Genomic DNA, 21,936 nt, shown 5'->3' with positions numbered 1-21,936 from the left:
GGGCCGCCCCCCTCCCCCCGGGGGCGGCCCGTCTTGGTATTCCCCCCGGGGGCGGCCCGTCTTCCCCGGGGGTCCGTCCGTCGTGTCAGCGCGCGCCCGGCGTCACTTCGCTCCGAGGAGCTGCTCGATCGGGTCGATGGCGAAGTACACCAGGAACAGCGCCGAGGTCCCCCACAGCAGCCAGTGCACCTCCCTGGCCTTGCCGAGGACGGTCTTGATGACGACGTAGGCGAGGAAGCCGGCCCCGATGCCGTTGGTGATGGAGTAAGTGAACGGCATCACGGCGATGGTGAGGAACGCGGGGATGGCGATGTCGTAGCGGTCCCAGTCGATGTGCTTGACCTGGGTCATCATCAGGAAGCCGACGGCGACCAGGGCCGGGGCCGCCGCCTGGAGCGGGACGATGGTGAGCAGCGGGGTCAGGAACAGCGCGAGGCCGAACAGTCCGCCGGTGACGAGGTTGGAGAAGCCCGTGCGCGAGCCCTCGCCGACACCGGCCGCGGACTCGATGTAGGAGGTCGCCGAGGAGGCGGAGGCCGCGCCGCCCGCGACGGCGGCGGCACCGTCGATGAGCAGCACCCGGCCGAGGTTCGGGACCTTGCCGTCCTCGTCGAGCAGGCCGGCCTCGGCGCTGATGCCGACGACCGTGCCCATGGTGTCGAAGAAGTCGGACAGGATCAGCGTGAAGATCAGCAGGACGACGGTGATGACGCCGACGCCGGGTGCGCCGAAGGCGCCGAACAGGTCGAAGGCGCCGATGAGGCCGAAGTCGGGGGCGTCGACGAGGTTGTCCGGCCAGGAGGGTGTGGTCAGGCCCCAGGACTTGATGTCGGCGAAGGAGTTGATCACGATCGCCAGCGCGGTCATGGTGACGATGCTGATCAGGATGGCGCCCTTGACCTTGCGGGCGAGCAGTCCGATCGTCAGCAGCACGCCGAGGCAGAAGACCAGCATCGGCCAGCCGGCGAGAGTGCCGGTGCCGCCCAGCTGAACGGGGACGGTGGTGTTGGCGGCGTCCGGGATGCGGGAGACGAACCCGGCGTCGACGAAGCCGATGAAGGCGATGAACAGGCCGATGCCGACACTGATGGCCTGCTTGAGCGGCTGGGGTATCGCGTGCATGACGGCCTCGCGCAGACCGGTCACCACCAGCACGCAGATCAGCAGGCCTTCGAGGACGATCAGGCCCATCGCGTCGTCCCAGCTCATCAGCGGGGCGATCTGGAAGGCGACGACGGCGTTCAGGCCGAGTCCGGCGGCGAGCGCGAGGGGCAGGTTGCCGCCGACGCCCATGATGATCGTCATGACGGCGGCCACCAGGGCGGTGGCGGTGGTGAGCTGGACGGCGTCCAGCTGGTGCCCGAACTTGTCCTTCGCGCTGCCCAGGATGATGGGATTCAGGACAAGGATGTAGGCCATCGTGAAGAACGTGGCGAAGCCGCCGCGTATCTCACGGCCGAAGGTGGATCCCCGCTCGGAGATCTTGAAGAACCGGTCGACGCTGTTCGCCGACGGTGGCGCGGCGCCGGACCGGTCGGCCACCTTCTGCGATTCGGACATGGCGCGTGCTCCTTGATGCCTGGGTGATCGGTATGCGGGTGCTGGCTGGATTTTCGTCGCGTTGAACCACGTTCAGGTGTTCTTCGTGTTACGAAATCGAAGTCCGGCCTGCCATACGACGTTCGAAGCTCCGTACGAACCATCCGACGATCGCTGCTACGCTTCCGGATCTCGTCCGGGCCTCCCCCGGATGATCACATGTCATCTACATGACAGTCACAGGGTGCCCCGGCCGGGAGCGCCCGTAGCCGCTGCGAGGAGAGGTCGCCCGTGGGCACAGTCGTCGACGACGCCGCCTCCGTGGAGTTCCACGCCTTCTTCGAGCGCCACTACGCCGAACTGTCCCGCCTCGCCTATCTGTTGACGGGTGAGGCGGACACCGCCGACGACCTGGCGGCGGACGCGTTGCTGGCGCTGTGGCACCGCTGGGACCGGGTGCGTGCGGCCGACCATCCGGCGGCGTACGCGCGCGGTGTGGTCACCAACCTGGCCCGCACCCGCATCCGCAGCGCGGTGCGCGAGCGGCGGCGCATCGCCCTGTTCTGGTCGCAGCGCGAGGAGAACACCGAGAACCCGGACGTCGCGGGTGTGGTCGACGTGCAGGAGGCGCTGCGCAGGCTGCCGTTCCGCAAGCGGGCCTGTGTGGTGCTGCGGCACGCGTTCGACCTGTCGGAGAAGGACACCGCGCTGGCGCTGGGTGTGTCGGTCGGTACGGTGAAGAGCCAGACCTCCAAGGGAATGGCCGAACTCCAGCGGTTGCTGGGGACGCAGGGGGTGCCGCAGCGGATGCACGCGACACTGGGTGCTCCCCGCGTCTCGCCCGCCGTGGAGGGCGTGCGCACCGGCCAGGGCGGAGGGAGGGACCGATGAGCATGCGGCGGGACGTGCACGAGGAGGTGCGCTCCCGGTTGCACGAGGCGGCCGGGGCACACGAGCCCGACCGGGAGCGCATGCTGGCCCGGATCGAGCGCGGCATGGCCGGTCCGGCCGGTTCCGGTCATCGGGCGACGCGTCCGCCGGCGTTCGGCTGGATGCGGGTGGCCGGTGCGACGGCCGCGGTCGCCGGTGTACTGGCGGTGGGCGGTTACGCGGTGGCGTCCGCGGTGAAGGACGAGGCCGCCCCGCGGCAGCAGGAGGTGGCCACGTCGGCGACGCCCACGCCGTCCCCGGAGGCGACGAGCCGGCCTCCCGCGCCCCCGGCTCCGGTGGAGCCGACGCCGAGCCGGTCGCCCGAGCGCCGCGCGTCCGGCCCGCCGCCGTCGAGGACGCCGAGCGCCCCGGCCACCGAGCGGCCGCCCGCCGGCCCCGAGGACGGTCCGCTCTGGTCGGACGGCTCGGTCGACCCGCACAGCAACGACTTCTGGGCGCAGAGCAACATCACCCTCAAGACCCGTGGGCAACTCACCGCGCTGACCGTGCGGTTGAAGGTCGCGCAGACCGGTGGGGTCTCGAACGCGGGCGCCTGGCGCTCGCTGCCCGAGAACGACTTCACCCTCGCGGTCGCCGAGCGGGACGGCTTCCTCGTCTACACCTGGACCCTCAAGGAGGGCCGCACGGTGCCGGCGGGCGAGTGGGTGTTCGCCGGACAGTTCGACCACGCCCGCGGCGGCCGCGACGCGGGGAAGGACACCTACTCGGTGACGGCCACCGCCGCCTCGCGGCAGCTGTCGGTGGGCGGCGGCTTCGCTGCGGTCGACGACGGCGACGGTGACTCGTGAAAAATTCCTGGAGAGGCGGCAACCCTTTCCTCACCGGTGACCACCACAACGCGCAAGAGTCACCCCCCATCTGAGGAATCGGTACATGACTGCACCAGCAGAACAGCGCGTCCGCCATCGCCGCAGCGCCACCAAGCGGCGGGCCGTGATCGCCGCGGTGTCCGCGTTCGGCATCACGGGTGCGGCGATCGTCACCACGTCGATGCTGTCGACGGCGGGCGCCGCGTCCTCCTGGCCCACGGACAAGGGCAAGACCCCCGTGTCCAAGACGATCCCGGTCTCCGGTGTGCGCGACGGCGGGATGAAGATGTTCTACGGCACCGGCGCGCTCGGCGGCGGCAGCCAGGACGAGGGCCAGGACCCGCTCTTCGAGCTCGCAGACGGCGCGGTCCTCAAGAACGTCATCATCGGCACACCGGCGGCGGACGGCGTGCACTGCAAGGGCAGTTGCACGCTGCAGAACGTGTGGTGGACGGACGTCGGCGAGGACGCGGCCAGCTTCAAGGGCAAGTCCTCCTCCGCGGTGTACAAGGTGATCGGCGGCGGCGCGAAGAACGCCGACGACAAGGTGCTGCAGTTCAACGGCGCCGGCACGCTGAACGTCTCGGGCTTCCAGGTGGAGAACGCCGGCAAGCTGGTCCGCTCCTGCGGCAACTGCAAGACGCAGCACAAGCGCACGATCGTGCTCAGCGACATCGACGTGACCGCGCCGTTGAACTCCATCGTCGGGATCAACGCCAACTACGGCGACACGGCGACGCTGTCGAAGATCCGCATCCACGGCGACGGCAAGAAGAAGATCAAGACGTGTGTGCGCTTCGAGGGCAACAACACGGGCAAGGAGCCCAAGGAGCTGACTCCGCCCGGTCCGGACGGAAAGAGCTGCAAGTTCAAGGCGTCCGACATCAGCTACCAGTAGGAACCGCCCCCCTGTGACTCCGGTCGGCCCTCGTCCCCCCTTGGGCCGACCGGAACGCCGGGTGTCCGGCCCCCCAGCCGGATCTCCCGGCACCTCGGCCCTCCGGAGCCCCCCTCCGGACGGCCGGACGTACCGGCCGAGCCCCCCTTGGCCGGTCGGCAGGACGCCCCCGCCGTTTCGCACCGGCGGGGGCGTCGTCGTGCAAGCGGGAGCGCGGTCTCAGTCCATCGTCGAGCCGATGGTCGTGGAGCCGGTCGTCAGGAACGTCGTCGTGGGAAGGGAGCCGTCCGCCCGGCGCGCTCCGTAGGCGGTGGTCGCGTCCGTCGACCTGAAGGGCGGCGTGACGATGCCGCTGTCCCAGTTGTTGCCGGCCGAGACCGTCGAGGAGCCGAGCTTCGCCGCCCCGCCCTTGTCGGCGACGGCGAGGTTCTTGCCGAGGCGGGCCGTGCCGGTCGCGAAGTAGAAGCCGCTCTGGGCGTTGGCGTACGCGGTGTTGCGGTTCAGGGCGAGGGCGCCGGTGTTGGAGTTCTCGGTGAAGCCGTGCAGCGTGTTGTCCCAGGCCGCGTTGTTGTTGACGACGTGGGCGACGGACGCGCCTCCGCCGCCCAGTTTGAAGCCGTTGCCGTTGCCCTCGAAGGCCGCGTCGTTCCAGCGGTTCTCGCCGTTGCCGAAGGCCCAGGAGTGCTCGATGGTGACCGGGGAGGAGAACTGCCACAGGTCGAGGCCGTCGTCGGAGTTGTTGTAGAGCCGGGCTCCGGTGATCCGGTTCCCGGTCCCGGAGCCGAACTTGACGGCGATGCCGTCGGCGTTCTGGCCGTGGCCGGCCGGGTCGTAGTTGCCGTGGCTGTCCAGGTTCTGCACGAGGTTGCCGGTGGTGCCGTCGCCGCGCAGGGTGAAGCCGGAGTCGCCGTTGTCCGCGGTGACCAGGTTCCTGAAGACGCCGCCGACCGACGACGTGGCGACGAATCCCTGGGCCGGGGAGTTGACGAAGGCCAGGTCCTGCACGGTCCAGTGGTCGCCGTAGATCCCGGCCAGCCAGGAGCCGGCGGGCAGCTTGGACCCGTCGATCCGCACCTTCTCGGCGCCGTACGCGCGCAGGCTGATGGGTGCGGAACTCGTGCCGTTCGCCGTGGACTTGAGGGTGGCGGCCGGGTAGTAGGTGCCGCCGCGGACCTGGATCACGGTGCCGGCGGTGGCGTTCTTCACGGCCTGTTCGAGCTGGGCCGTGGTGGAGACGGTGACGGCCGCCGAGGCGGCCTGCGCGCCGCCGGTCGACAGTCCGAGGTAGACGCCGCCGGCCCCCGCGGCACAGGCGACGGCTGCGGCGATGGAGAGCGTACGGGTCCTGCGATGACGTCCGGTGCTCGGCAGCACGGAGCGTTCCTTTCCTAGGGGATCGGGACGGAAACGGCTCGGAGGGGCCCGCTCCGGCACGTTTTCCGTCCACCAGTCGCCGCCGGGCAGGAAAGGGTTGCCGCGGTCACGTGCGCCGGAGACCTCGGCGTTCCGAAAGTTTCGGAACCACCGGCCTCACACGCACCCGTTGACGCCCTGCGTCCCTCCGGTGAGACTCCGAAGGCCGCTATCCAACAGAATCCCCCAGACTCCGACAGGAAGTGTCATGCGCTCCCGCATCGCCCGCACGCTCCTGCTCCCCTTCCTGGCCCTGACCGGCCTCCTGCTGACCCTCCTCAGCGCACCGCCCAGCACCGCAGACCCCGGAGCCCCACCCGTGAAGCACAGCGAGTACGCCGGTTACCTCTTCGCCTACTTCACCGGTGAGGGCACCGCCGACGGCGAGCAGATCCGCTACGCCCTCAGCCGCGGCAACGACCCGCTGCACTGGCGTGAGCTGAACGCCGGCAAGCCGGTGCTGACGTCCACGACCGGCGAGAAGGGCCTGCGCGACCCGTTCGTCATCCGCTCTCCCGAGGGCGACAAGTTCTACCTGATCGCCACCGACCTGCGGATGTACCAGAACTCCAGCGGCAGCTGGGACCAGGTCCAGCGGCACGGCAGCAAGTCGATCATGGTCTGGGAGTCCACCGACCTGGTCCACTGGACCGACCAGCGCCTGGTGAAGGTCTCCCCGGACAACGCGGGCAACACCTGGGCCCCGGAGGCCTACTGGGACAACGAGCTCGACTCGTACGTCGTCTTCTGGGCGTCGAAGCTGTACGCGGACGACGACCCGGACCACAAGGGCGACACGTACAACAAGATGATGTACGCGACCACGAAGGACTTCCGCACCTTCAGCGAGCCGAAGGTCTGGAACGACCCGGGCTACTCGGTGATCGACTCCACGGTCGTGAAGTACAAGGACGAGTACTACCGCTACACCAAGGACGAGCGCGACCCCGGCTCCGCCGGCCCCTGCTCGAAGTTCATCACCGGTGAGAAGTCCACCTCCCTGACCTCGACGACGTACGACTTCGTGGCCGACTGCATCGGCAAGGGCGCGATGGACCGTGGCGAGGGCCCGACGGTGTTCAAGTCGAACACCGAGAAGAAGTGGTACCTGTTCATCGACGAGTACGGGGGGCGCGGTTACGTCCCCTTCGAGACCACCGACCTCGCCTCCGGCAAGTGGACCCCGTCCACGAACTATCAGCTTCCGGCGAGCCCGAGGCACGGCACGGTCCTGCCGGTGACGCAGCAGGAGTACGACCGCCTGCTGGCCGCCTACCCGGCCACGCCCACCTCGGTCGTGGACGCGACGGCGAAGCACCAGAAGGGCTACTCGATCGTCACGGACAGCGCGTCCAAGGTCGTCCTGCCGATGGAGCCGGATGCCGATCTGCGTGGTCTGGCCCCGAAGCTGTGGGTCGGTGAGGGCGCCGTGCTGAGCCCGAGGTCCGGCACCCGGCGCGACTTCCGCAAGCCGCAGAAGTACACCGTGACGGCGGCCGACGGTACCAAGCGCATCTGGACGGTCGAGGCGGTCCGCACCCGCAGCCCCATGCTGCCCGGCCTGAACGCCGACCCGGACGTGCACTACCTCAACGGCAGGTACTGGATCTACCCGACGACGGACGGCTTCCAGGGCTGGAGCGGCACCAGGTTCAAGGCGTACTCGTCGAAGGACCTGGTCAACTGGAAGGACCACGGTGTCATCCTCGACCTCGGCCCTGACGTGAGCTGGGCCGACAAGAACGCCTGGGCACCCGCGATCGCCGAGCGCGACGGTAGGTACTACTTCTACTTCTGCGCCGAGCAGCAGATCGGCGTCGCGGTGGCCGACTCCCCCGCCGGCCCCTTCAAGGACGCGCTCGGCAAGCCGCTGGTCGCCAAGGGCGGAGCGCTCAAGGGCCAGATGATCGACCCGGCGGTCTTCACGGACGACGACGGCCAGGCGTACCTGTACTGGGGCAACGGACGCGGGTACGTCGTGCCGCTCAACGACGACATGGTGTCCTTCGACGCGTCGAAGGTGCAGGACATCACCCCGGACAACTTCCGCGAGGGCTCCTTCGTGATCAAGCGCAAGGGCACGTACTACTTCATGTGGTCGGAGGACGACACCCGCAGCGAGAACTACCACGTGGCGTACGCGACGGGTCCGTCCCCGCTCGGCCCGTGGACCAAGCGCGGGACGATCCTCGAGAAGCGGCCCGAGTACGGCATCCTCGGCACCGGTCACCACTCGGTGGTGAACACCCCGGGCACCGACGACTGGTACATGGTCTACCACCGCTTCGCCCTCAACGGCCCCGGCAGGCCCGGCGGCGACGGCATGCACCGGGAGACCACCATCGACCGCATGGAGTTCGCGGCCGACGGCGGCATCAAGCCGGTGGTGCCGACCCTGGAGGGCATCAAGCCGGTTCGGCGATGAGCCTCACAGGACGTCGTCGAGCCAGTTGAAGACCTCGTCCTGCATCTCGTGGGTGAAGACGTGGCCGAGCTCCGGCCACGTCTTAATCCTTATCCGGTCCTCGGCGTGGCGTGACCGCCAGACGGCACGCAGCTTGTCGTACGCGACCCGTACGCCCTCGGCCGGGAACAGCGTGTCGAGCCCGCCGTTGAAGAACAGCGCCGGCCGGGGCGCGGCGATGCTCGCCACGTCGGGGATGTCGAGGTGCCGGGCGAGACCCGGGTGGAGCATGTAGTAAGCCGACTGCCCGCGCAGCGTGTTGTTGCCGGGCACCATCATCTCCTTCAGCCCGGTCATCCAGCAGATGCTCGCGGCGGCCGCGACGTGGTCGCTGAGGGCGGCGGTCTGCCAGGCCCGGTAGGCGCCCATGGAGAAGCCGACGGCCGCGACCCGCCGGGCGTCCACCCGGTCGAGCCCCGCCAGGAACGCGGCTGCTCGCTGGTCCTCCCTGGCCATGAGCCCGGCGAGCGAGGAGCCGAGGTTGTAGAAGTTCGAGGCCAGGGCCTGCTGCTGCTCGTAGGCGAGGGGCCCGCGGTCGCCCCAGCCGAGGGCGTCCAGGCACAGCACCACATAGCCGCGCCGGGCCAGTTCGTCCCCGACGAACCGCCCGCTGAAGTACCTGTCGGCCCAGGCCCGCGCGGAGGCGAGACGGGTGTCGTCGTACCAGGGCCGGACGAGTTTCTCCTTGCCGATGTCGAACCGGGCGCCATGGTCGTGCAGGAGCAGCACCGCGGGGAACGGCCCGCGGCCGTGCGGGGTGAGCAGGACTCCGCGGACCCGTTCGTAGCGGGTGAGGGAGACGGTCACCAGCTCGCGGGTGCAGTCCCGCGTCCGGGAACGGCCGCTGAACTCGGGCGCGTAGGGTGTCCCGTCCTGCCGCTCGACGAGGAGGTGCTCCTCGACGGTGGCCCGGGCGGCACGCCGCCAGGCGCGGACGTCGCGGATCGGGGACCGGCCCCAGGCGAGCGGGAAGGTCAGGGCGTCCTTCAGCGCGGGGTGGAAGTCGGGCAAAGGGCCGTCCACGACCGCCGCCTCCGCCCCGCTCACCGCTCCCCCGCCCAGCAGCGCGGTCCCCGCCCCGGCCACGAACGTCCGTCGTCCCAGGGCTTCATGGGCGTCCATGGGGCCTCCCGGCTCCGGCGTGCCGCAGTACGTACCGCTCGACCGCCGACGGGGAGTTCAGGGCGCGGTGGTCGTAGACGTCGGCGGGGTCCCAGCCGACGTCGCTCCCGAGACCGAGTGCGTTCGCCACGGCGTTCAGCCGGGCGGGCCGGCCGTTGAACCAGGAGCCGGTGTCGTGGAACTCCGCGCCCCCGTAGGCGGCGACGGCGAGCGACGGCCCTGCGCCGGGATACCGGAAGACGTTGCGCTCGGAGAAGATCGCCGACTCGACGCCGACACCCAGGGCGTAGAGCGGCGCCCGACCCCGGTGGACGTTGTTGACGACGTGCACCTGCCCGAAGCGGACCCGGGGTGCGCGCTGCACGATGTCGCTGAACAGGTTGCGTACGAAGGTCACCTTGAGGTGCCCGCGGTCGCGGTCGCCGCGTCCGTCGCCCGACCCGATGAGGATCGCCTTGTCGTGGTCCTCGAAGCGGCTGTCGGAGACGGTGACGAAGTCGGAGCCGTCCTCGATGTCCAGCAGCCCGTCGTGCCGCTGCACCCGCTCGCCGTGGAAGCCGAGGGGTGCCTCGCGGTCGGGGAAGCGACCGTCGGTGAAAGTGCAGTGGTCGATCCAGATGTTCCTGCCGGTGATCACGGTCATGGCGTCGAAGCGGGCGTTCCAGCTGCCGTGGGTGCCGTCGTCCGGGGACCAACTGGTGAAGTGGTCGACGGGTGCTTCGAGGTGCAGGTTCCGCACGATGATGTTGCTGCCGGTGTTGACGGTCAGGAACACCCCGAGGAGCCGGGCGTCGCGGCCGGCGCCTTCGAGCGTGGTGTGGGCCGGCACGGTGAGCTGGATCTGCGCCTTCTCCTTGTTCGACCCGGTCTGCCGCAGCTGCCGCTGCCGCTTGCAGTGGTCGAAGCGGGTGTCGGACCAGGTGGAACCGTCCTCGCCGAAGCAGGACATGTACTGGGCGAGGTCGTATCCGGGCGCGTCGTCCTGCTCGCCGAGCAGGGAACCGTCGTCGCTCTCGTGGCCGTTGATGTCGCCCGCGACCCGGATCACCTTGGGCGCGGTCGGCTCGCCGTCGTTCGCGAGGGCTGCCTTGAGCTCGGCGCGCGTGTGCACCGTCCAGGTCCGGCCGCCCGCCCCGCCGGTCGCACCGGGTCCGGTCGAGGCCCAGCCGGTGGGGGCCCGGTCGGCGGCGCCGGCCGGTGCGGCCGGCCAGAGCAGGCACAGTCCGAGGAGGATCGCGGCGGCCCTACGCATACGGCCGCCAGTCGCCGAGGTAGGTCTCCCTGGTGTGCGACCGGGCCTGTGCGCGGCTCAGCAGGGGCCGGTTCTCCGGCACATGGACCGCCGCCCCCGGCCCCGTGTTCCGGTACTCGGCGAACCGCATGCTCTGCCACGGGTAGGCGTCCCGCATGTTCGTGTACGGGGTCACCGCGTCGATGCCGGGCCCGATCCGGGTCTCCCGCACGACCAGCGACGGCCATGCCGTGGTCTCGTACGACGGCACCCAGGGCCGGGCCAGTTTGTACGCCGCGTCCTCGGCGCCGGAGCTGATCCGGCAGCGTACGGCGAGGATGCCGTGCGGATTGGCCCGGGCCGTGGAGGGGGCGAAGACCATGCCCTTGGGCGTGAAGTCCACGTCCCGCGCGAGCGTGCGGAAGTGGCAGTGCTCGAACACCGCCGTGGCCCGTCCGAAGACGAAGTCCACGTCGCCCTCGATGTAGCAGTCGTGGAAGTACTGCCGGTCGAAGGTGTCCAGGGCGCCGGTCTCGACGAAGAGGGTGTCCTGGTGGGCCAGGAGCCGGACGTTCTCGAAGCGGGTCCGGTCGCCGTACGTGTACGCCGCCACGGCCTGTGTCCCCGTGATCTCGGGGTGGTCGGCGCGCAGCCAGTCGTTGGCCAGGGTCAGATCGCGGACGGTCAGGCCGGGCGCCGCCGAGGTGAAGGTGGCGGAACCGGCGGTGCCGTGGGTGCCCGAACCGTCCGGCCTGGGTGTGCCGTTGGCGTTGTCGTGGACGATGACGGTGTCGCGTGGGTCCCTGCTCGCACCCCTGAGGGTCAGTCCGGCCCTGGACGCCGGGACGCTGACGACCTCGCGGTACGTCCCCGGGTGCACGACGACGGTCCAGCCCGGGCCGCTCACTGCGTCGACGGCGGCCTGGACGGAGTCGCCGGGGCGGACGTGCAGGACGCGGCGGCCCGCCGCGGCGAAGACGGGTGCGGTACCCGCGGCGACCAGCCCGGCGGTGATTCCGGTGAGGAGGGTACGCCGGTGCATCAGCAGACCTCCTTCCACGGCTCCCAGTCGCCGAGCCAGGTGGCGCGGTTCGCGGACCGGGCCTGCCACGGGGTGAGCTGGGGCCGGTTGGCGGGGACCGTGACGGCCGCGCCCGGCCCGGTGTTGCGGTACTCGGCGAAGCGCTGGGCCTGCCACGGGTACGCGTCCGACATGTTCGCGTAGGGGGCGACCGCGTCGATGCCCGGGCCGAGCCGGGTGTCCCGCACGGTGAGCATGGGGCGGGCGGTGGTGTCGGAGCTGGGTACCCAGGGCCTGGCCAGCTTGTAGTAGCCGTCGGGGGCCTCGCTGCTGACGCGGCTGCGGGTCACCAGGTAGCCGAGCGGATTGGCACCGGCGGTCGACGGCGCGAAGACGAAGCCGTAGGGGGCGCCGGCCAGGTCGGCCCGGGACAGGGTCCGGAAGTGGCAGTGCTCGAAGACGGCGGTGGCCCGTCCGAAGACGAAGTCGACGTCGCCCTGGGCGTAGCAGTGGGTGAAGTACTGGCGGGCGAAGGTACCGAGGGCCATGGAGTCGGCGTACAGGGTGTCCTGGTGGCCGAGGAACCGGCAGTGGTGGAAGGCCGACCGGTCGCCCTGGACCTTGAGGGCGACGGCCTGGGTGCCGCTGATCCCGGGGTGGTCGGCGCGCAGCCAGTCGTTGGCGAAGGTGATCCAGCGGGCGCTGAAGCCGTCGGCCTGGACGGTGGTGGTGGCGGATCCGGTCGTGCCATGGGTGCCGCCGCCCGGCTTGGGCGTCCCGGCCGCGTTGTCGTACACGACCACGACGTCACGGGGGTCCTCGCTCGCCCCGATCCAGGTCATTGCGGTGCGGGTGCGGTCGACGGCCACCGTCTCCCGGTAGGTGCCGGGGGCGATGACGAGGGTGCGCCCGGTCCCGCTCGCCGCGGCCACCGCGTCCCGGACGGAGGTGACGTCACCGGCGCCGCCCGGATGGACGTACAGCGTCCCGGGCGTCAGGCGTGCGGCCGGTGAGCCGTAGCGGCCGAACGGGCGCGGGCGGCCGGCGGCCCGCGCGGGGCCCGGGGCCGCACCGAGCGCGGCGCCCGCTCCGGCGCTCACCGTCAGGAATCCTCTTCTGGACAGGGGCATGCGGGTGCTCCTTCGATGTCACTGCGGGAGGAGCCGGGGCGGGCGCACCCCCAGGGGTGGGGGTGCGGTGCGGGCCGCCCCGGCCGGTGTCCGGGGGCGTCAGCAGATCCGGCCCGCGCCCGCCTGCCGGTCGACGATCTGCGGCACGGCCTTCGGCGAGTCCACCTTCGTGCGCAGAGCAGGCTTCCAGCCCGCGCCGGACTTCAGGATCTCGCCGGGGATCTCCGCGTTGTGCACGGCGATGAGATCGGTCCGCTTGCCGTTGACGTAATTGTTCTCGGCGGTGAGCGGCGCCTCGTTCCACTTCTTCAGGGTCTTGCCGGCGCCGACCCCGGCGGGCAGCGAGAAGGCGTTGTCCGTGGCGTGGAGCTGCGAGGAGGCGCCGATGCCGAAGGTGTAGGCGTACGGCTGGTCCTCGGTGACCACGAAGTGGTTGTTGTACGCGTCGACCTGCCCGAACCGCACGCGCGGGGCCCGCTCGACGATGCCCTCGAAGCGGTTGTGGTGCAGGGTGACCTTGAGTTTGCCCGTGTCGTCGGCGCCGGCACCGTCGCTGTTGCCGATCAGCATGGTCTTGTCGTGGTCCTCGAAGGAGTTCCAGGACACCGTCACATGGTTGGCGCCGCGCACGATGTCGACCAGCCCGTCGTGCTGCTGGTAGACCTTGCCGAAGTAGGTCGGCAGGCTGCTGTCGGGGTAGCGGCCGTCGGTGAGGGTGTTGTGGTCGATCCACACATGGGTGGAGCCGTACACCACCACGCCGTCGTACTCGGAGTTCCAGGCGCCGGTCTTGTTGTCGTCGGTCGGGTCCCACTGCGGGAAGCAGTCGATCGGGGCCTCGAAGGCGAGGTTGCGGACGATGACGTTGTCCACGCCCCTGATCTGCAGGCTGCCGCCGCGGATCCCGGCGCCCTTCCCCACACCGACGATGGTGGTGTTGGCGGGCACGACCGCCTTGATCGTCTTGTCCTGCGCGGCGGCCGACGCGGCCCTCAGGTCCTCCTGCTCGCCGCTGACCGGCTTGTCGTGGCCCCACACGGCGGGGTCATAGGCGGCGAGGTACTTCTGGAAGTCGTATCCGGCGGCCGCGAACGCGTCGCAGCCCTCGGAGACGGCGTCGATCACGCCCTTGACCTTGATGATCTTCGGTGCGGACCCGCCGTCCTTCAGGGCGGTGCGGAACTGCTCCCAGGTGGTGACGGTGTACACGTGCGCGGCGTCCGCCTGGGAGCCGCCCGTGGTCCCGGTGCCGTAGGAGGCCCAGCCGTCGTTGGCGGCGAGGGTCTGGCGGGCGACGTCCCGGGGCTGGGCCTGGGCGCCGGTGCCGCTCAGGGACAGGACGAGCGCGGTGCAGCCGATGAGCACGGCCGCTCTCGTCATGGCATGATCATGACACTTCTGAACGTTCATGGTGCGGCTCTCCTTCTTCTTCGTCAGGGGGTGACGCGCCGGACTACGGCCAGGTGATCCAGGACTCGGGAATCGGCTCGTCCAGCCGCCGCACGTCACGCGGCCCGAGCACCCGGGTCCGCAGCAGCTCCCGCGCCACGAGCCGGGCCACCTCGATGGCCCCCGGCGGGTTGAAGTGCGTGTTGTCCTGCTCGGTGGCGGTCCAGTTGAAGTACTTCTTGGTCTCCTCGACCCCGAGCCGCTGCCACAGGGCGAGCGACAGCGCCTGGACGTCGAGCAGCGGGACACGCTCCTCTGCGGCCAGCGCCCGCATGGCCGCTGGGTACTCCCCGTGCGTCGGCAGGGCCTTCCCGGCGGCGTCGAACCGCCGCCGCTCCACGGAGGTCGCCAGCACCGGCCGCGCCCCACGTGCCCGGGCCCCGTCCAGGTACATCCGCAGATACTGCTGATACGTCGACCAGGGCTCGGTGTACCGGGTGGGATCCTCCGCCTTCTCGTCGTTGTGGGCGAACTGGACGAGGAGGAGATCCCCGGCCCGGACGGCGGCCAGAATCACCTTCAACCGTCCCTCGTCGACGAAGCTCTTGGAACTCCGCCCGTTCACGGCATGATTCGAGACGGCGAGCCCGGAACTCTGCAGAAAGAAGGGAATCGCCATTCCCCACCCGGTCTCGGGCGCGGCGTCCTTGTACTTCTGCGCGGCGGTGGAATCACCGGCGATGTAGAGGGTGGGAGTACGACGGGCACCGGCGTGAGCGGTACCGGTGGCGGCAAGCGCCAGGGGCACAGAAACGGCTGCGACAGCGACTTGCCTACGACTGAGAGACACGCGGAGTCCCTTTCTAGGGGCGGTGTTTGTCCTACCTCAGGGGGCGCGGGGCTGTATCGATATGCGGCTCCGCCGCGTGGGCGCGAGCAACCACGGGACGGCCTGCACCCTGCAGACCACAGGCCGCCCCACGGCGAAACCCAGCAGAAATCAACCCTTCTGCTGGTTCCATTCCTCCTGAGCGGCATTCAGCTGCTCGGCCATCGTGTCCAGGAATTCCTTCGCACTCATCTTCCCGAGCAGCACCTTCTGGAAGTTCGGCTCGTTGTCGGCCTTGGAGATGGTGTTCCAGTCCGGCAGGTAGTACGGCAGCTGCACGATCGTCGTCGACCCGTCCGACAACGCGTCAGCGGCCAGCTTCGTGGGCTCGGCCTTCGAAATCCACGCGTCCTTCGCCGCGTCCGTGTTCGACGGCACCTGCCCCGCCGCCTCGTTGAACTTCGAGTTCTCCGCCTTGGACGTGGCGAACTCGATGAACTTCCAGGCCGCGTCCTTGTTCTTGCCGCTCTTGAACAGCCCCAGCCCGTCCACCGGGTTGGACACCTGCACCCGCTTGCCGCCGGCACCGATCGGCTGCGGAACGCCCCGGAACTTCTCGACTCCGAGCGCCTTCACATGGTCCTGGTACGAGCCCAGGTTGTGGTTCAGCATCCCGATCGTGCCGGAGTCCCACTGCGCGACCATCTTGGTGAAGTCGTTGTTGAGGTCCGCGGCCGGAGTGACCTTCTTGTACAGCGCCGCGTACTTCTCCAGCGCCGTCACGTTCTTGGGGTCGTTGACCGTGGTCTTCTCACCACTGGAGTCCCAGAACGACGTGATGCCGGACTGCCCGTACATGGCGTCCAGCGCCTGGGCGATGGAACCCGCACCACCGCGAATGGTGTAGCCGAACTCGTTCTTGCCGGAGTTCGTCAGCTTGTCGGCGGCCTTGTAGAACCGCTCCCACGTCGTGGGCTCCTCGAGGCCCGCCTTCTTGAACAGATCGGTGCGGTAGTACAGCACACCGTTGTTCGCGGAGGTCGGGATCGAGTACAGCTTGTCGTCCCCGCCTCCGGCGGCCTTCAGCGACTCGACCATGTCCTTGTTGAGCTTGCCGCTCAGCGACGACGAGCCGAGCCGCTCGTCGAGCGGTTCCAGCGCGCCCTGCGCGGCGAACCCGGCGAGCATCGCCGCGCCCACACCGCCGACGTCCGGCAGGCCGCCGCCCTGGAGGGCGGTGTCGACCTTGGACTGGTACTCGGTCGAGGCGATCCCGACGTACTCGACCTTGATGTCGGGGTTGGCCTTCTCGAAGTCGGCGATGATCTCCTTCCAGATGTCGGTGCGGACACCGCCGTTGTTGTCCCAGAAGACGATCTTGCCCTTGCCGCTTCCGTCGGCGCCCTTGTCGCCGCCCGCCCCGCTGCCGTCGTCGCCGCAGGCGGTCGCGGTCAGCGCGAGTACGGCCCCCAGGGCGACGGCGGCCGAGGTGCGGCGGCGCCCGCCCCTGCTGCCGGTGTGATTGCTGATCTTCATTGGTCGGCTCTCTTCTTCTGGATCCAGCGGAACTTGAGGGTGTGGGGGTGGGTCAGCGGCGGGTGTGCGGCGCCCAGCCGTCGGCGCCCGCCAGATAGGCGGAGACGGTGTGGGAGCGCGCGTCCCGGTCGCTCATCTGCGGGCGGTCCGGGGTGAGCGACGCGCCCGGGCCGTAGGTCCGGTACTCGGTGAACCGCGCGTCCTTCCACGAGAACCCGCTCATGTCGGTCCACGGCGAGGACTTGATCGCGGCGGGCAGCCGGGTGTCCCGGATCAGCACCTGGGCGATCGCGTCCGGCTCGCCGCCGGGGTGCCAGGGCCGCCCCAGGTGAAAGGTCCCGGCGGGGGCGTCACTGACGATCTCCGACCTGGTGATCAGGAACCCGTAGGGGTTGCCCTTCCACGTCGAAGCCGCGGTGATGTACCCGTTGTTGGAGTCCGAGCCGCGGCTCAGGGCCCGGATCACCGACCGTTCGATCACCGTCGTGGCCCGTCCGTAGACGAAGTCGACGTCGCCCTCGATGTAGGAGTCGCGGACGTAGACGCGGCTGACGGCGGTCAGCTTGGGGCTGTCGGTCATCAGGGTGTCCTGGTTGCCGAGGAACGCGGTGTCCTCGAAGACGATCCGGTCGCCGGTCGTCTTCATGGCCAGGGCCTGCTCGCCCTTCAGCTCGTGCGCGGCCTCGTCGAAGTCGTTGCTGAAGGTGAGGTTGCGCGCGGTGACGTCGTTCGCGGCGATCCGGACGGTGGCGCTGCCCGTCGAACCCCCGTACTCGGCGGGCGTGTCGAAGACGATGACGGTGTCGGAGCGGTCGCGTCCGGTGCCGCGCAGCACGATGTCCGGCTTGCTCGCGGGGATGAACACCTTCTCACGGTAGGTGCCCGGCGCGACGGCGATCGTCAGCGGGATGTCGTTGCCGTCGGGGACGGCGTCCACGGCGGCCTGCACGGTCGGGTAGTCGGCCGGTACGTGCAGCCGGACCGGGCCGCCGTTCCGCTTCTGCGGCCCGGAGAACCGCTTCACCAGCACGGGAACGGCGGCGGCCGGGTCGAGCCGGTAGTCGTAGAACTCCCGCGGGTCGAACGCCGTGCCCCAGGCGTCGTGCCGGCCCGTCGTGTCCCGCAGGACCGACCCGCGCTGCACCAGCTCGGCCGTCGCGTCGGCCTGGTAGGGGTGCTGGACGCCGTCGTAGAAGCTGTTCTCGATGACCATCTTCGTCCGGCCGCGCGACCAGTTGCCGTACGTCCAGACCGGGTCTCCGTCGGACAGCTGCGCGGACAGGTAGTTGTTGTAGAGGTGCGCGTAGGCGCAGTTGTCGGCGGACGGGTTGCGCTGCTTCGTGCCGCGGAACCAGTTGTGGTCGACGGTGATCTGCGTTCGGACGTTCGGGGTCCAGCCGATGCCGAAGGTCTTGTTGTTGTCCGTGAACTGGTTGTAGGAGACGGTGACGTACTCGCTGTCCTTGCGGATGTCGAGCTGCCCGTCGCAGATCCGCGAGAACCGGATGTGGTCGATCCACACGTGGTGGGCGGTGTCCAGGCGGATGCCGTCGTGGTCGGTGTCCTTGCAGTCCCAGTTGCCGTCGATGGCGGTGTCGCGGATGGTGAGGTTGCGGATGACGACGTTGTGCGTGCCCGGGTCGAGGGTGAAGCCGCCGTGCACGATCTCGGCCGTGTCGCTCACGCCGATGATCGTCTTGTCGGAGGCGACGGGTATCTCCGTGCCGAAGGGCTCCATCTCCACGGCACCCTTGACGCGGATGACGTACGGCTCCTCGGCCGCCGCGTACTTCGCCAGGGCGGCCTGGTCGGTGACGGTGACGACCTTGCCGCCGGCCCCGCCCGTGGTGCCGCCGGCGAGGGAGGCGAAGCCGTGCGGCCGGTCGGTCCAGCGGTCCGCGGCCGGACCGGGCCGCGGTGCCGGGGCTGCCTGGGCGTCCCCGATGGCGCCGAGGCCCAGCGCGGCGACCAGGGCGAGCACGGCGGCCGCGACCCTGCCGTGCCCCGGTCTCGACAAGCGCTTGCTACGGAGGTGCGTCATTGCGGCTCCCAACAGGCGTACGACGAAGGTGTGTTACGAGGCGCTGATCCGGAACCGCGTGAAGGCCGCCGTACCGGCGTGCCCCTGACCGGCGGGCGCGAGGGCGAAGAGGCCGAGCAGGGCGCCGACCCAGCGCCACGGCGTGGCGGTGAAGACGGGGCCGGACGCACGGAATCCCTCGCCGTCGCCGACGTCCGCGGAGAACCGGCAGCGTGCCCCCGCTCCGATCTCGATCCGCAGCCGGGCCCGGCCCTCGGGGGCGATGCGGGGGTGCGCGGCGTCGCGTTCCCGCTCCGCGACGGCCTCGGCGAACCGGTGTACAAGGTGGACGGTGCCGTCCGTGCCCCGCTGGAGTCCGATCCAGCCGAACGCGTCCCCGAGGACCGCGAGTCCGGCCCGGGCGCCGGGCTCGTCGCTGTCGAGGCGCAGTTCCACCTCGACGGCGCTGGGGGTGCCGGGCAGCCGCTGGGTCAGCACATGGGGCAGTTTCCGCAGGTCGTGGGCGTCCGCCGAGCGGACGCAGGTGAGCCGCAGCCCGTCCCCGGAGTGCTGGGTGGCCCAGCCGTCGCCCGGGTTGGCCGTCCACTGCCACTGGCGGCCGTACCGTCCGCCGGGGAAGTCGTCGTCGGTGGCGGGCGCGGCGGGTGGCTGCGGCGGCAGGGCGGGGCGTCGGTGTTCGGCCACGGGGGCGCCGTCGTCCCCGAGCACGGGCCAGTCGTCGGGACCCCAGCTCATGGGCTGGAGGTGGACGACCCGGCCGTAGGCGCCGCGCTGCTGGAAGTGCAGGAACCAGTCCTCTCCCGACGGGGTGCGCACCCAGCCGCCCTGGTGGGGGCCGTTGACGTCGGTGTCCTTCTGCTCCAGGACGATCCTCTCCTCGTACGGCCCGAAGAAGCCGCGCGAGCGGAAGGCGCCCTGCCAGCCGGTCTCCACCCCGCCGGCGGGGGCGAGGATCCAGAACCGGCCGTCGTGCCGGTAGAGCTTGGGGCCTTCGAGGGTGAACCAGCCGGGTATGCGGTCCCCGTCGACGATGACCTTGCCCTCGTCGAGGAGGCCGGTGCCGTCGGGGCGCATCCGGTGGCCGGTGAGGCGGTTCTTGACGCCGGAGCGCGACTTGGCCCAGGCGTGGACCAGGTAGGCCTCGCCGGTCTCCTCGTCCCACAGGGGGCAGGGGTCGATGAGGCCCTTGCCGGCCTTCAGCAGGTGCGGGCGGGTCCACGGGCCCCCGATCTGCGGGGCGTTGACCTGGAAGATGCCCTGGTCGGGGTCGCCCCAGAAGATCCAGAAGCGTTCGTCGTGATACCTGAGGGAGGGGGCCCAGACCCCGCAGTCGTGCCGGGGTCTGTCGAACTCGGCGGCCGGTTCGAGGCGTTCGAGGGCGTGGCCGACCAGCGTCCAGTGGACCAGGTCCCGGGAGTGCAGCAGCGGCAGTCCGGGGGCGCGGCCGAAGCTGGACGCGGTCAGGTAGTAGTCGTCGCCGACGCGGACGACGTCCGGGTCGGACCAGTCGGCGTCGAGGACCGGGTTGCGGTAGGTCTCGGAGGTCACGGGCTCACCGCCTTGCGGACGAGGGCGGCCGCCGCGTCCCGGTCGAGCCGGCCGTCGGCGACGACGGTGACCACCCGGCGCACGACGGTCTCGCCCGGCGGGAGCGGCAGCCGCTCCTCGTGGGCGAGGGAGGATCCGACGCCCGGGTACTCCTCGGTGCGTACGAACCACGGGTCGCGGCGGGTCCGTTCGGTGGCGCCGGCGAAGACGAGCGTCCAGGTGGCGCCCCGCAGGGCGAGCCAGTCGGCGGGCCGGCCGTGGACGTCTTCCTCACCGTCGGACCCGGCCGTGAAGACCTCCGGCGCGCGGGACTCCTTGCGGGCCCGCCAGAAGAAGCCTCCGTAGGCCGCGCCCGGGCGCCCGTTGGTCGCGGGGCTGCCGATCGACAGCGGGCCCGTGGTGACGTTGGTGAGGGAGAAGGTGAGGTCCAGTGCCCAGGCCTGGTCGGTGAGTTCGGTCGCGGCGACCGTGCGCCGCTCGCGCAGCAGCTCGCCGCCCGCGGCCACCCAGCGCAGCTCCTCCACGAAGCCGTCGGGGTCGCGCAGCTGGAAGGCGATGTGCCGCTGCGCGCCGTGGTTGTCGAGCTCGGTCGGGCCCTGGTCGCGGACGTAGGTGCGCCCGCCCCAGAAGTTGAACCCCTCGACGTCGGGAACGGCGACACCGACGCCGAGGTGGTGTGCGTGGTCGGCCGGGGCGAGTTCGGTCACGGCCGTGCCGGCCAGGGTGGTGACGGGGTGCAGATAGGGGCGCGGAGAGAGCCTGGCGGGCAGCTCGGGCCGGGTGACGTACCGGCCGACCGGCCGGCCCGCGACGCGCAGGACGGTGGTGTCGTTGCTGGTCATCGGGTGCTCACCTCGTTCGACAGATGCTCCGCGGACACGGCCCAGGGGGCACCGAGCTCGGAGTAGAGGGAGAGGGTGTCGGCGGCGGCCGCGACGAGTCCGTCGATGCCGGGCACCACCCGGCGGTTCTCGCCGGGGATCCGGTGCCAGGCGGTGTCCGGCAGCGGCGCCGGGTCGGGGGCGGTGCGGATGGCCTCCACGACCTTCATGAAGGCGCCGGTCTCGTCCGGGGGGACCAGCAGGTCCGCGCCGGTGGTGAGGTGGTCGACGAGGTTCTCCAGCAGGTCGGTGCGGCCGTGCTCGGACTCCTCCGGGCCGTGCCCCGCGCGCTGGAGCAGCACCCGGTCCTGCTTGTACCAGAAGGTGATCCGGCCACTGCTGCCGTGGACGAGGACGTACGGCTCGTCCGGCTCCTCGGCGCACAGCGTCGCGGCGACGGTCACCGGGTGGCCCTGCGTGGTGCTGACTCGGACGCAGGAGGTGTCGTCGGACTCGATGGCGTTGGCGCGCAGCAGCTCGGTCTCGATGCCGGTGACGTGCTCGGCACGGGTGCTGCCGCCCAGGGCGAGGGCGGTGGCGACGGCGTGGGCGAGGGGGTTGGTCAGCGCCCCGTCGATCACGTCGACGCCGTTCAGCCGCCGCTTGCCCGCCCAGGGCGCCCGCCGGAAGTAGTCCTCGTCCCGGACCCAGGCACCGGCCCCGCCGAGCCCGACCAGCGTGCCGATCGCGCCCTGCTCGATCAGCTCGCGGACGGCCGTCAGGGCGTGCGAGCCCAGCGACTGGAAGCCGATCTGGCAGACGACTCCGGCCGCGGCGACCCCGTCGGCCATCCGGCGGAACTCGGCGTAGGAGGGGGCGGGCGGCTTCTCCAGGAGGAGGTGCACCCCCCGCTCGGCCGCCGTGAGGGCGAGGTCGGTGTGGGTCGGGATGGGGGTGCAGATCACCGCGACCCGGGCGCCGGTGGCGTCCAGCAGGGCGCCGAAGTCGGCGGACTGCTCGGGAGCGCCCAGGTCGCCCAGTTCCTCCTCGGTCAGCGGCGTCAGCTCGCAGATCCCGACGAGCCGGACGAGGCCCTTCTTCTGCAGGCGGCGGATGTTCTCGACGTGCCAGCGGCCGTGACCGCGGGCCCCGGCGAGGACGACGGGCAGGGGCGTGCTCGGGGATTCGCTCATG

17 protein-coding genes are annotated in these 21,936 nt (G+C 70.6%); 4 read left to right on the top strand and 13 right to left on the bottom strand.

The annotated features are described in order from the left end of the window. Positions 1 to 102 precede the first annotated feature (102 nt). Complete coding sequence (locus tag BJ965_RS29900) at positions 103 to 1,560, bottom strand: NCS2 family permease (RefSeq protein ID WP_184912879.1); 1,458 nt, start codon at positions 1,558 to 1,560, stop codon at positions 103 to 105. 270 nt (positions 1,561 to 1,830) lie between these two features. Here BJ965_RS29900 and BJ965_RS29895 point away from each other — a divergent pair, with 270 nt between their 5' ends. The 3 genes from BJ965_RS29895 to BJ965_RS29885 all read left to right on the top strand — a co-directional run bounded on the left by BJ965_RS29895 (position 1,831) and on the right by BJ965_RS29885 (position 4,197). After that, positions 1,831 to 2,430, top strand: a complete 600-nt coding sequence (locus tag BJ965_RS29895) for a SigE family RNA polymerase sigma factor (protein WP_184912877.1) — start codon at positions 1,831 to 1,833, stop codon at positions 2,428 to 2,430. Further along, positions 2,427 to 3,278: a hypothetical protein gene (locus BJ965_RS29890; protein ID WP_184912875.1), complete on the top strand. Its 852-nt coding sequence runs from the start codon at positions 2,427 to 2,429 to the stop codon at positions 3,276 to 3,278. Before BJ965_RS29895 ends, BJ965_RS29890 begins: the two co-directional genes overlap by 4 nt. An 85-nt stretch (positions 3,279 to 3,363) precedes the next feature. Continuing rightward, the gene (locus BJ965_RS29885; RefSeq protein WP_184912873.1) at positions 3,364 to 4,197 is read left to right on the top strand and encodes a pectate lyase; all 834 of its coding nucleotides are present in this window, start codon (positions 3,364 to 3,366) and stop codon (positions 4,195 to 4,197) included. A 219-nt stretch (positions 4,198 to 4,416) separates the two neighbouring features. Here BJ965_RS29885 and BJ965_RS29880 read toward each other — a convergent pair whose 3' ends face one another. Continuing rightward, positions 4,417 to 5,571, bottom strand: a complete 1,155-nt coding sequence (locus BJ965_RS29880) for a right-handed parallel beta-helix repeat-containing protein (RefSeq protein WP_184912870.1) — start codon at positions 5,569 to 5,571, stop codon at positions 4,417 to 4,419. 247 nt (positions 5,572 to 5,818) lie between these two features. Between BJ965_RS29880 and BJ965_RS29875 the strand changes: the two genes are divergently transcribed. Next, positions 5,819 to 8,035, top strand: a complete 2,217-nt coding sequence (locus BJ965_RS29875; protein ID WP_184912868.1) for a family 43 glycosylhydrolase — start codon at positions 5,819 to 5,821, stop codon at positions 8,033 to 8,035. Between the two features lie 3 nt (positions 8,036 to 8,038). Here BJ965_RS29875 and BJ965_RS29870 read toward each other — a convergent pair whose 3' ends face one another. The 11 genes from BJ965_RS29870 to BJ965_RS29820 all read right to left on the bottom strand — a co-directional run bounded on the left by BJ965_RS29870 (position 8,039) and on the right by BJ965_RS29820 (position 21,935). Further along, positions 8,039 to 9,196 carry a dienelactone hydrolase family protein gene (locus tag BJ965_RS29870; protein WP_184912866.1) on the bottom strand — a complete coding sequence of 386 codons (1,158 nt, stop codon included), beginning with the start codon at positions 9,194 to 9,196 and terminating at the stop codon, positions 8,039 to 8,041. Further along, the gene (locus BJ965_RS29865) at positions 9,183 to 10,448 is read right to left on the bottom strand and encodes a pectate lyase family protein (protein ID WP_184912864.1); all 1,266 of its coding nucleotides are present in this window, start codon (positions 10,446 to 10,448) and stop codon (positions 9,183 to 9,185) included. The genes BJ965_RS29870 and BJ965_RS29865 overlap by 14 nt, the downstream gene beginning before the upstream one ends. Beyond that, complete coding sequence (locus BJ965_RS29860; RefSeq protein WP_184912862.1) at positions 10,441 to 11,469, bottom strand: pectinesterase family protein; 1,029 nt, start codon at positions 11,467 to 11,469, stop codon at positions 10,441 to 10,443. The genes BJ965_RS29865 and BJ965_RS29860 overlap by 8 nt, the downstream gene beginning before the upstream one ends. Then, the gene (locus tag BJ965_RS29855) at positions 11,469 to 12,578 is read right to left on the bottom strand and encodes a pectinesterase family protein (protein ID WP_184912860.1); all 1,110 of its coding nucleotides are present in this window, start codon (positions 12,576 to 12,578) and stop codon (positions 11,469 to 11,471) included. Before BJ965_RS29855 ends, BJ965_RS29860 begins: the two co-directional genes overlap by 1 nt. A gap of 99 nt (positions 12,579 to 12,677) precedes the next feature. Then, the gene (locus tag BJ965_RS29850) at positions 12,678 to 13,988 is read right to left on the bottom strand and encodes a pectate lyase family protein (RefSeq protein WP_184912858.1); all 1,311 of its coding nucleotides are present in this window, start codon (positions 13,986 to 13,988) and stop codon (positions 12,678 to 12,680) included. A gap of 43 nt (positions 13,989 to 14,031) precedes the next feature. Next, on the bottom strand, positions 14,032 to 14,817 hold the full coding sequence (locus tag BJ965_RS29845) for a rhamnogalacturonan acetylesterase (RefSeq protein ID WP_184912856.1): 786 nt from the start codon (positions 14,815 to 14,817) through the stop codon (positions 14,032 to 14,034). Between the two features lie 150 nt (positions 14,818 to 14,967). Beyond that, on the bottom strand, positions 14,968 to 16,332 hold the full coding sequence (locus tag BJ965_RS29840; RefSeq protein WP_184912854.1) for an ABC transporter substrate-binding protein: 1,365 nt from the start codon (positions 16,330 to 16,332) through the stop codon (positions 14,968 to 14,970). 52 nt (positions 16,333 to 16,384) lie between these two features. After that, positions 16,385 to 18,373, bottom strand: a complete 1,989-nt coding sequence (locus BJ965_RS29835) for a pectinesterase family protein (RefSeq protein WP_184912852.1) — start codon at positions 18,371 to 18,373, stop codon at positions 16,385 to 16,387. 33 nt (positions 18,374 to 18,406) lie between these two features. Further along, a complete protein-coding gene (locus BJ965_RS29830) occupies positions 18,407 to 19,921 on the bottom strand; it encodes a glycoside hydrolase family 43 protein (protein ID WP_184912850.1) in 1,515 nt (504 codons plus the stop codon). Then, on the bottom strand, positions 19,918 to 20,763 hold the full coding sequence (locus BJ965_RS29825; protein ID WP_184912847.1) for a DUF6807 domain-containing protein: 846 nt from the start codon (positions 20,761 to 20,763) through the stop codon (positions 19,918 to 19,920). Before BJ965_RS29825 ends, BJ965_RS29830 begins: the two co-directional genes overlap by 4 nt. After that, on the bottom strand, positions 20,760 to 21,935 hold the full coding sequence (locus BJ965_RS29820) for a Gfo/Idh/MocA family protein (RefSeq protein WP_184912845.1): 1,176 nt from the start codon (positions 21,933 to 21,935) through the stop codon (positions 20,760 to 20,762). The genes BJ965_RS29825 and BJ965_RS29820 overlap by 4 nt, the downstream gene beginning before the upstream one ends. Position 21,936 lies beyond the last annotated feature (1 nt).

Source organism: Streptomyces luteogriseus (assembly GCF_014205055.1).
Taxonomy (GTDB): Bacteria; Actinomycetota; Actinomycetes; order Streptomycetales; family Streptomycetaceae; genus Streptomyces; species Streptomyces luteogriseus.
The sequence above is the reverse complement of the archived record's forward strand: the minus strand, read 5'-3'. Positions and strand labels throughout refer to the sequence as shown.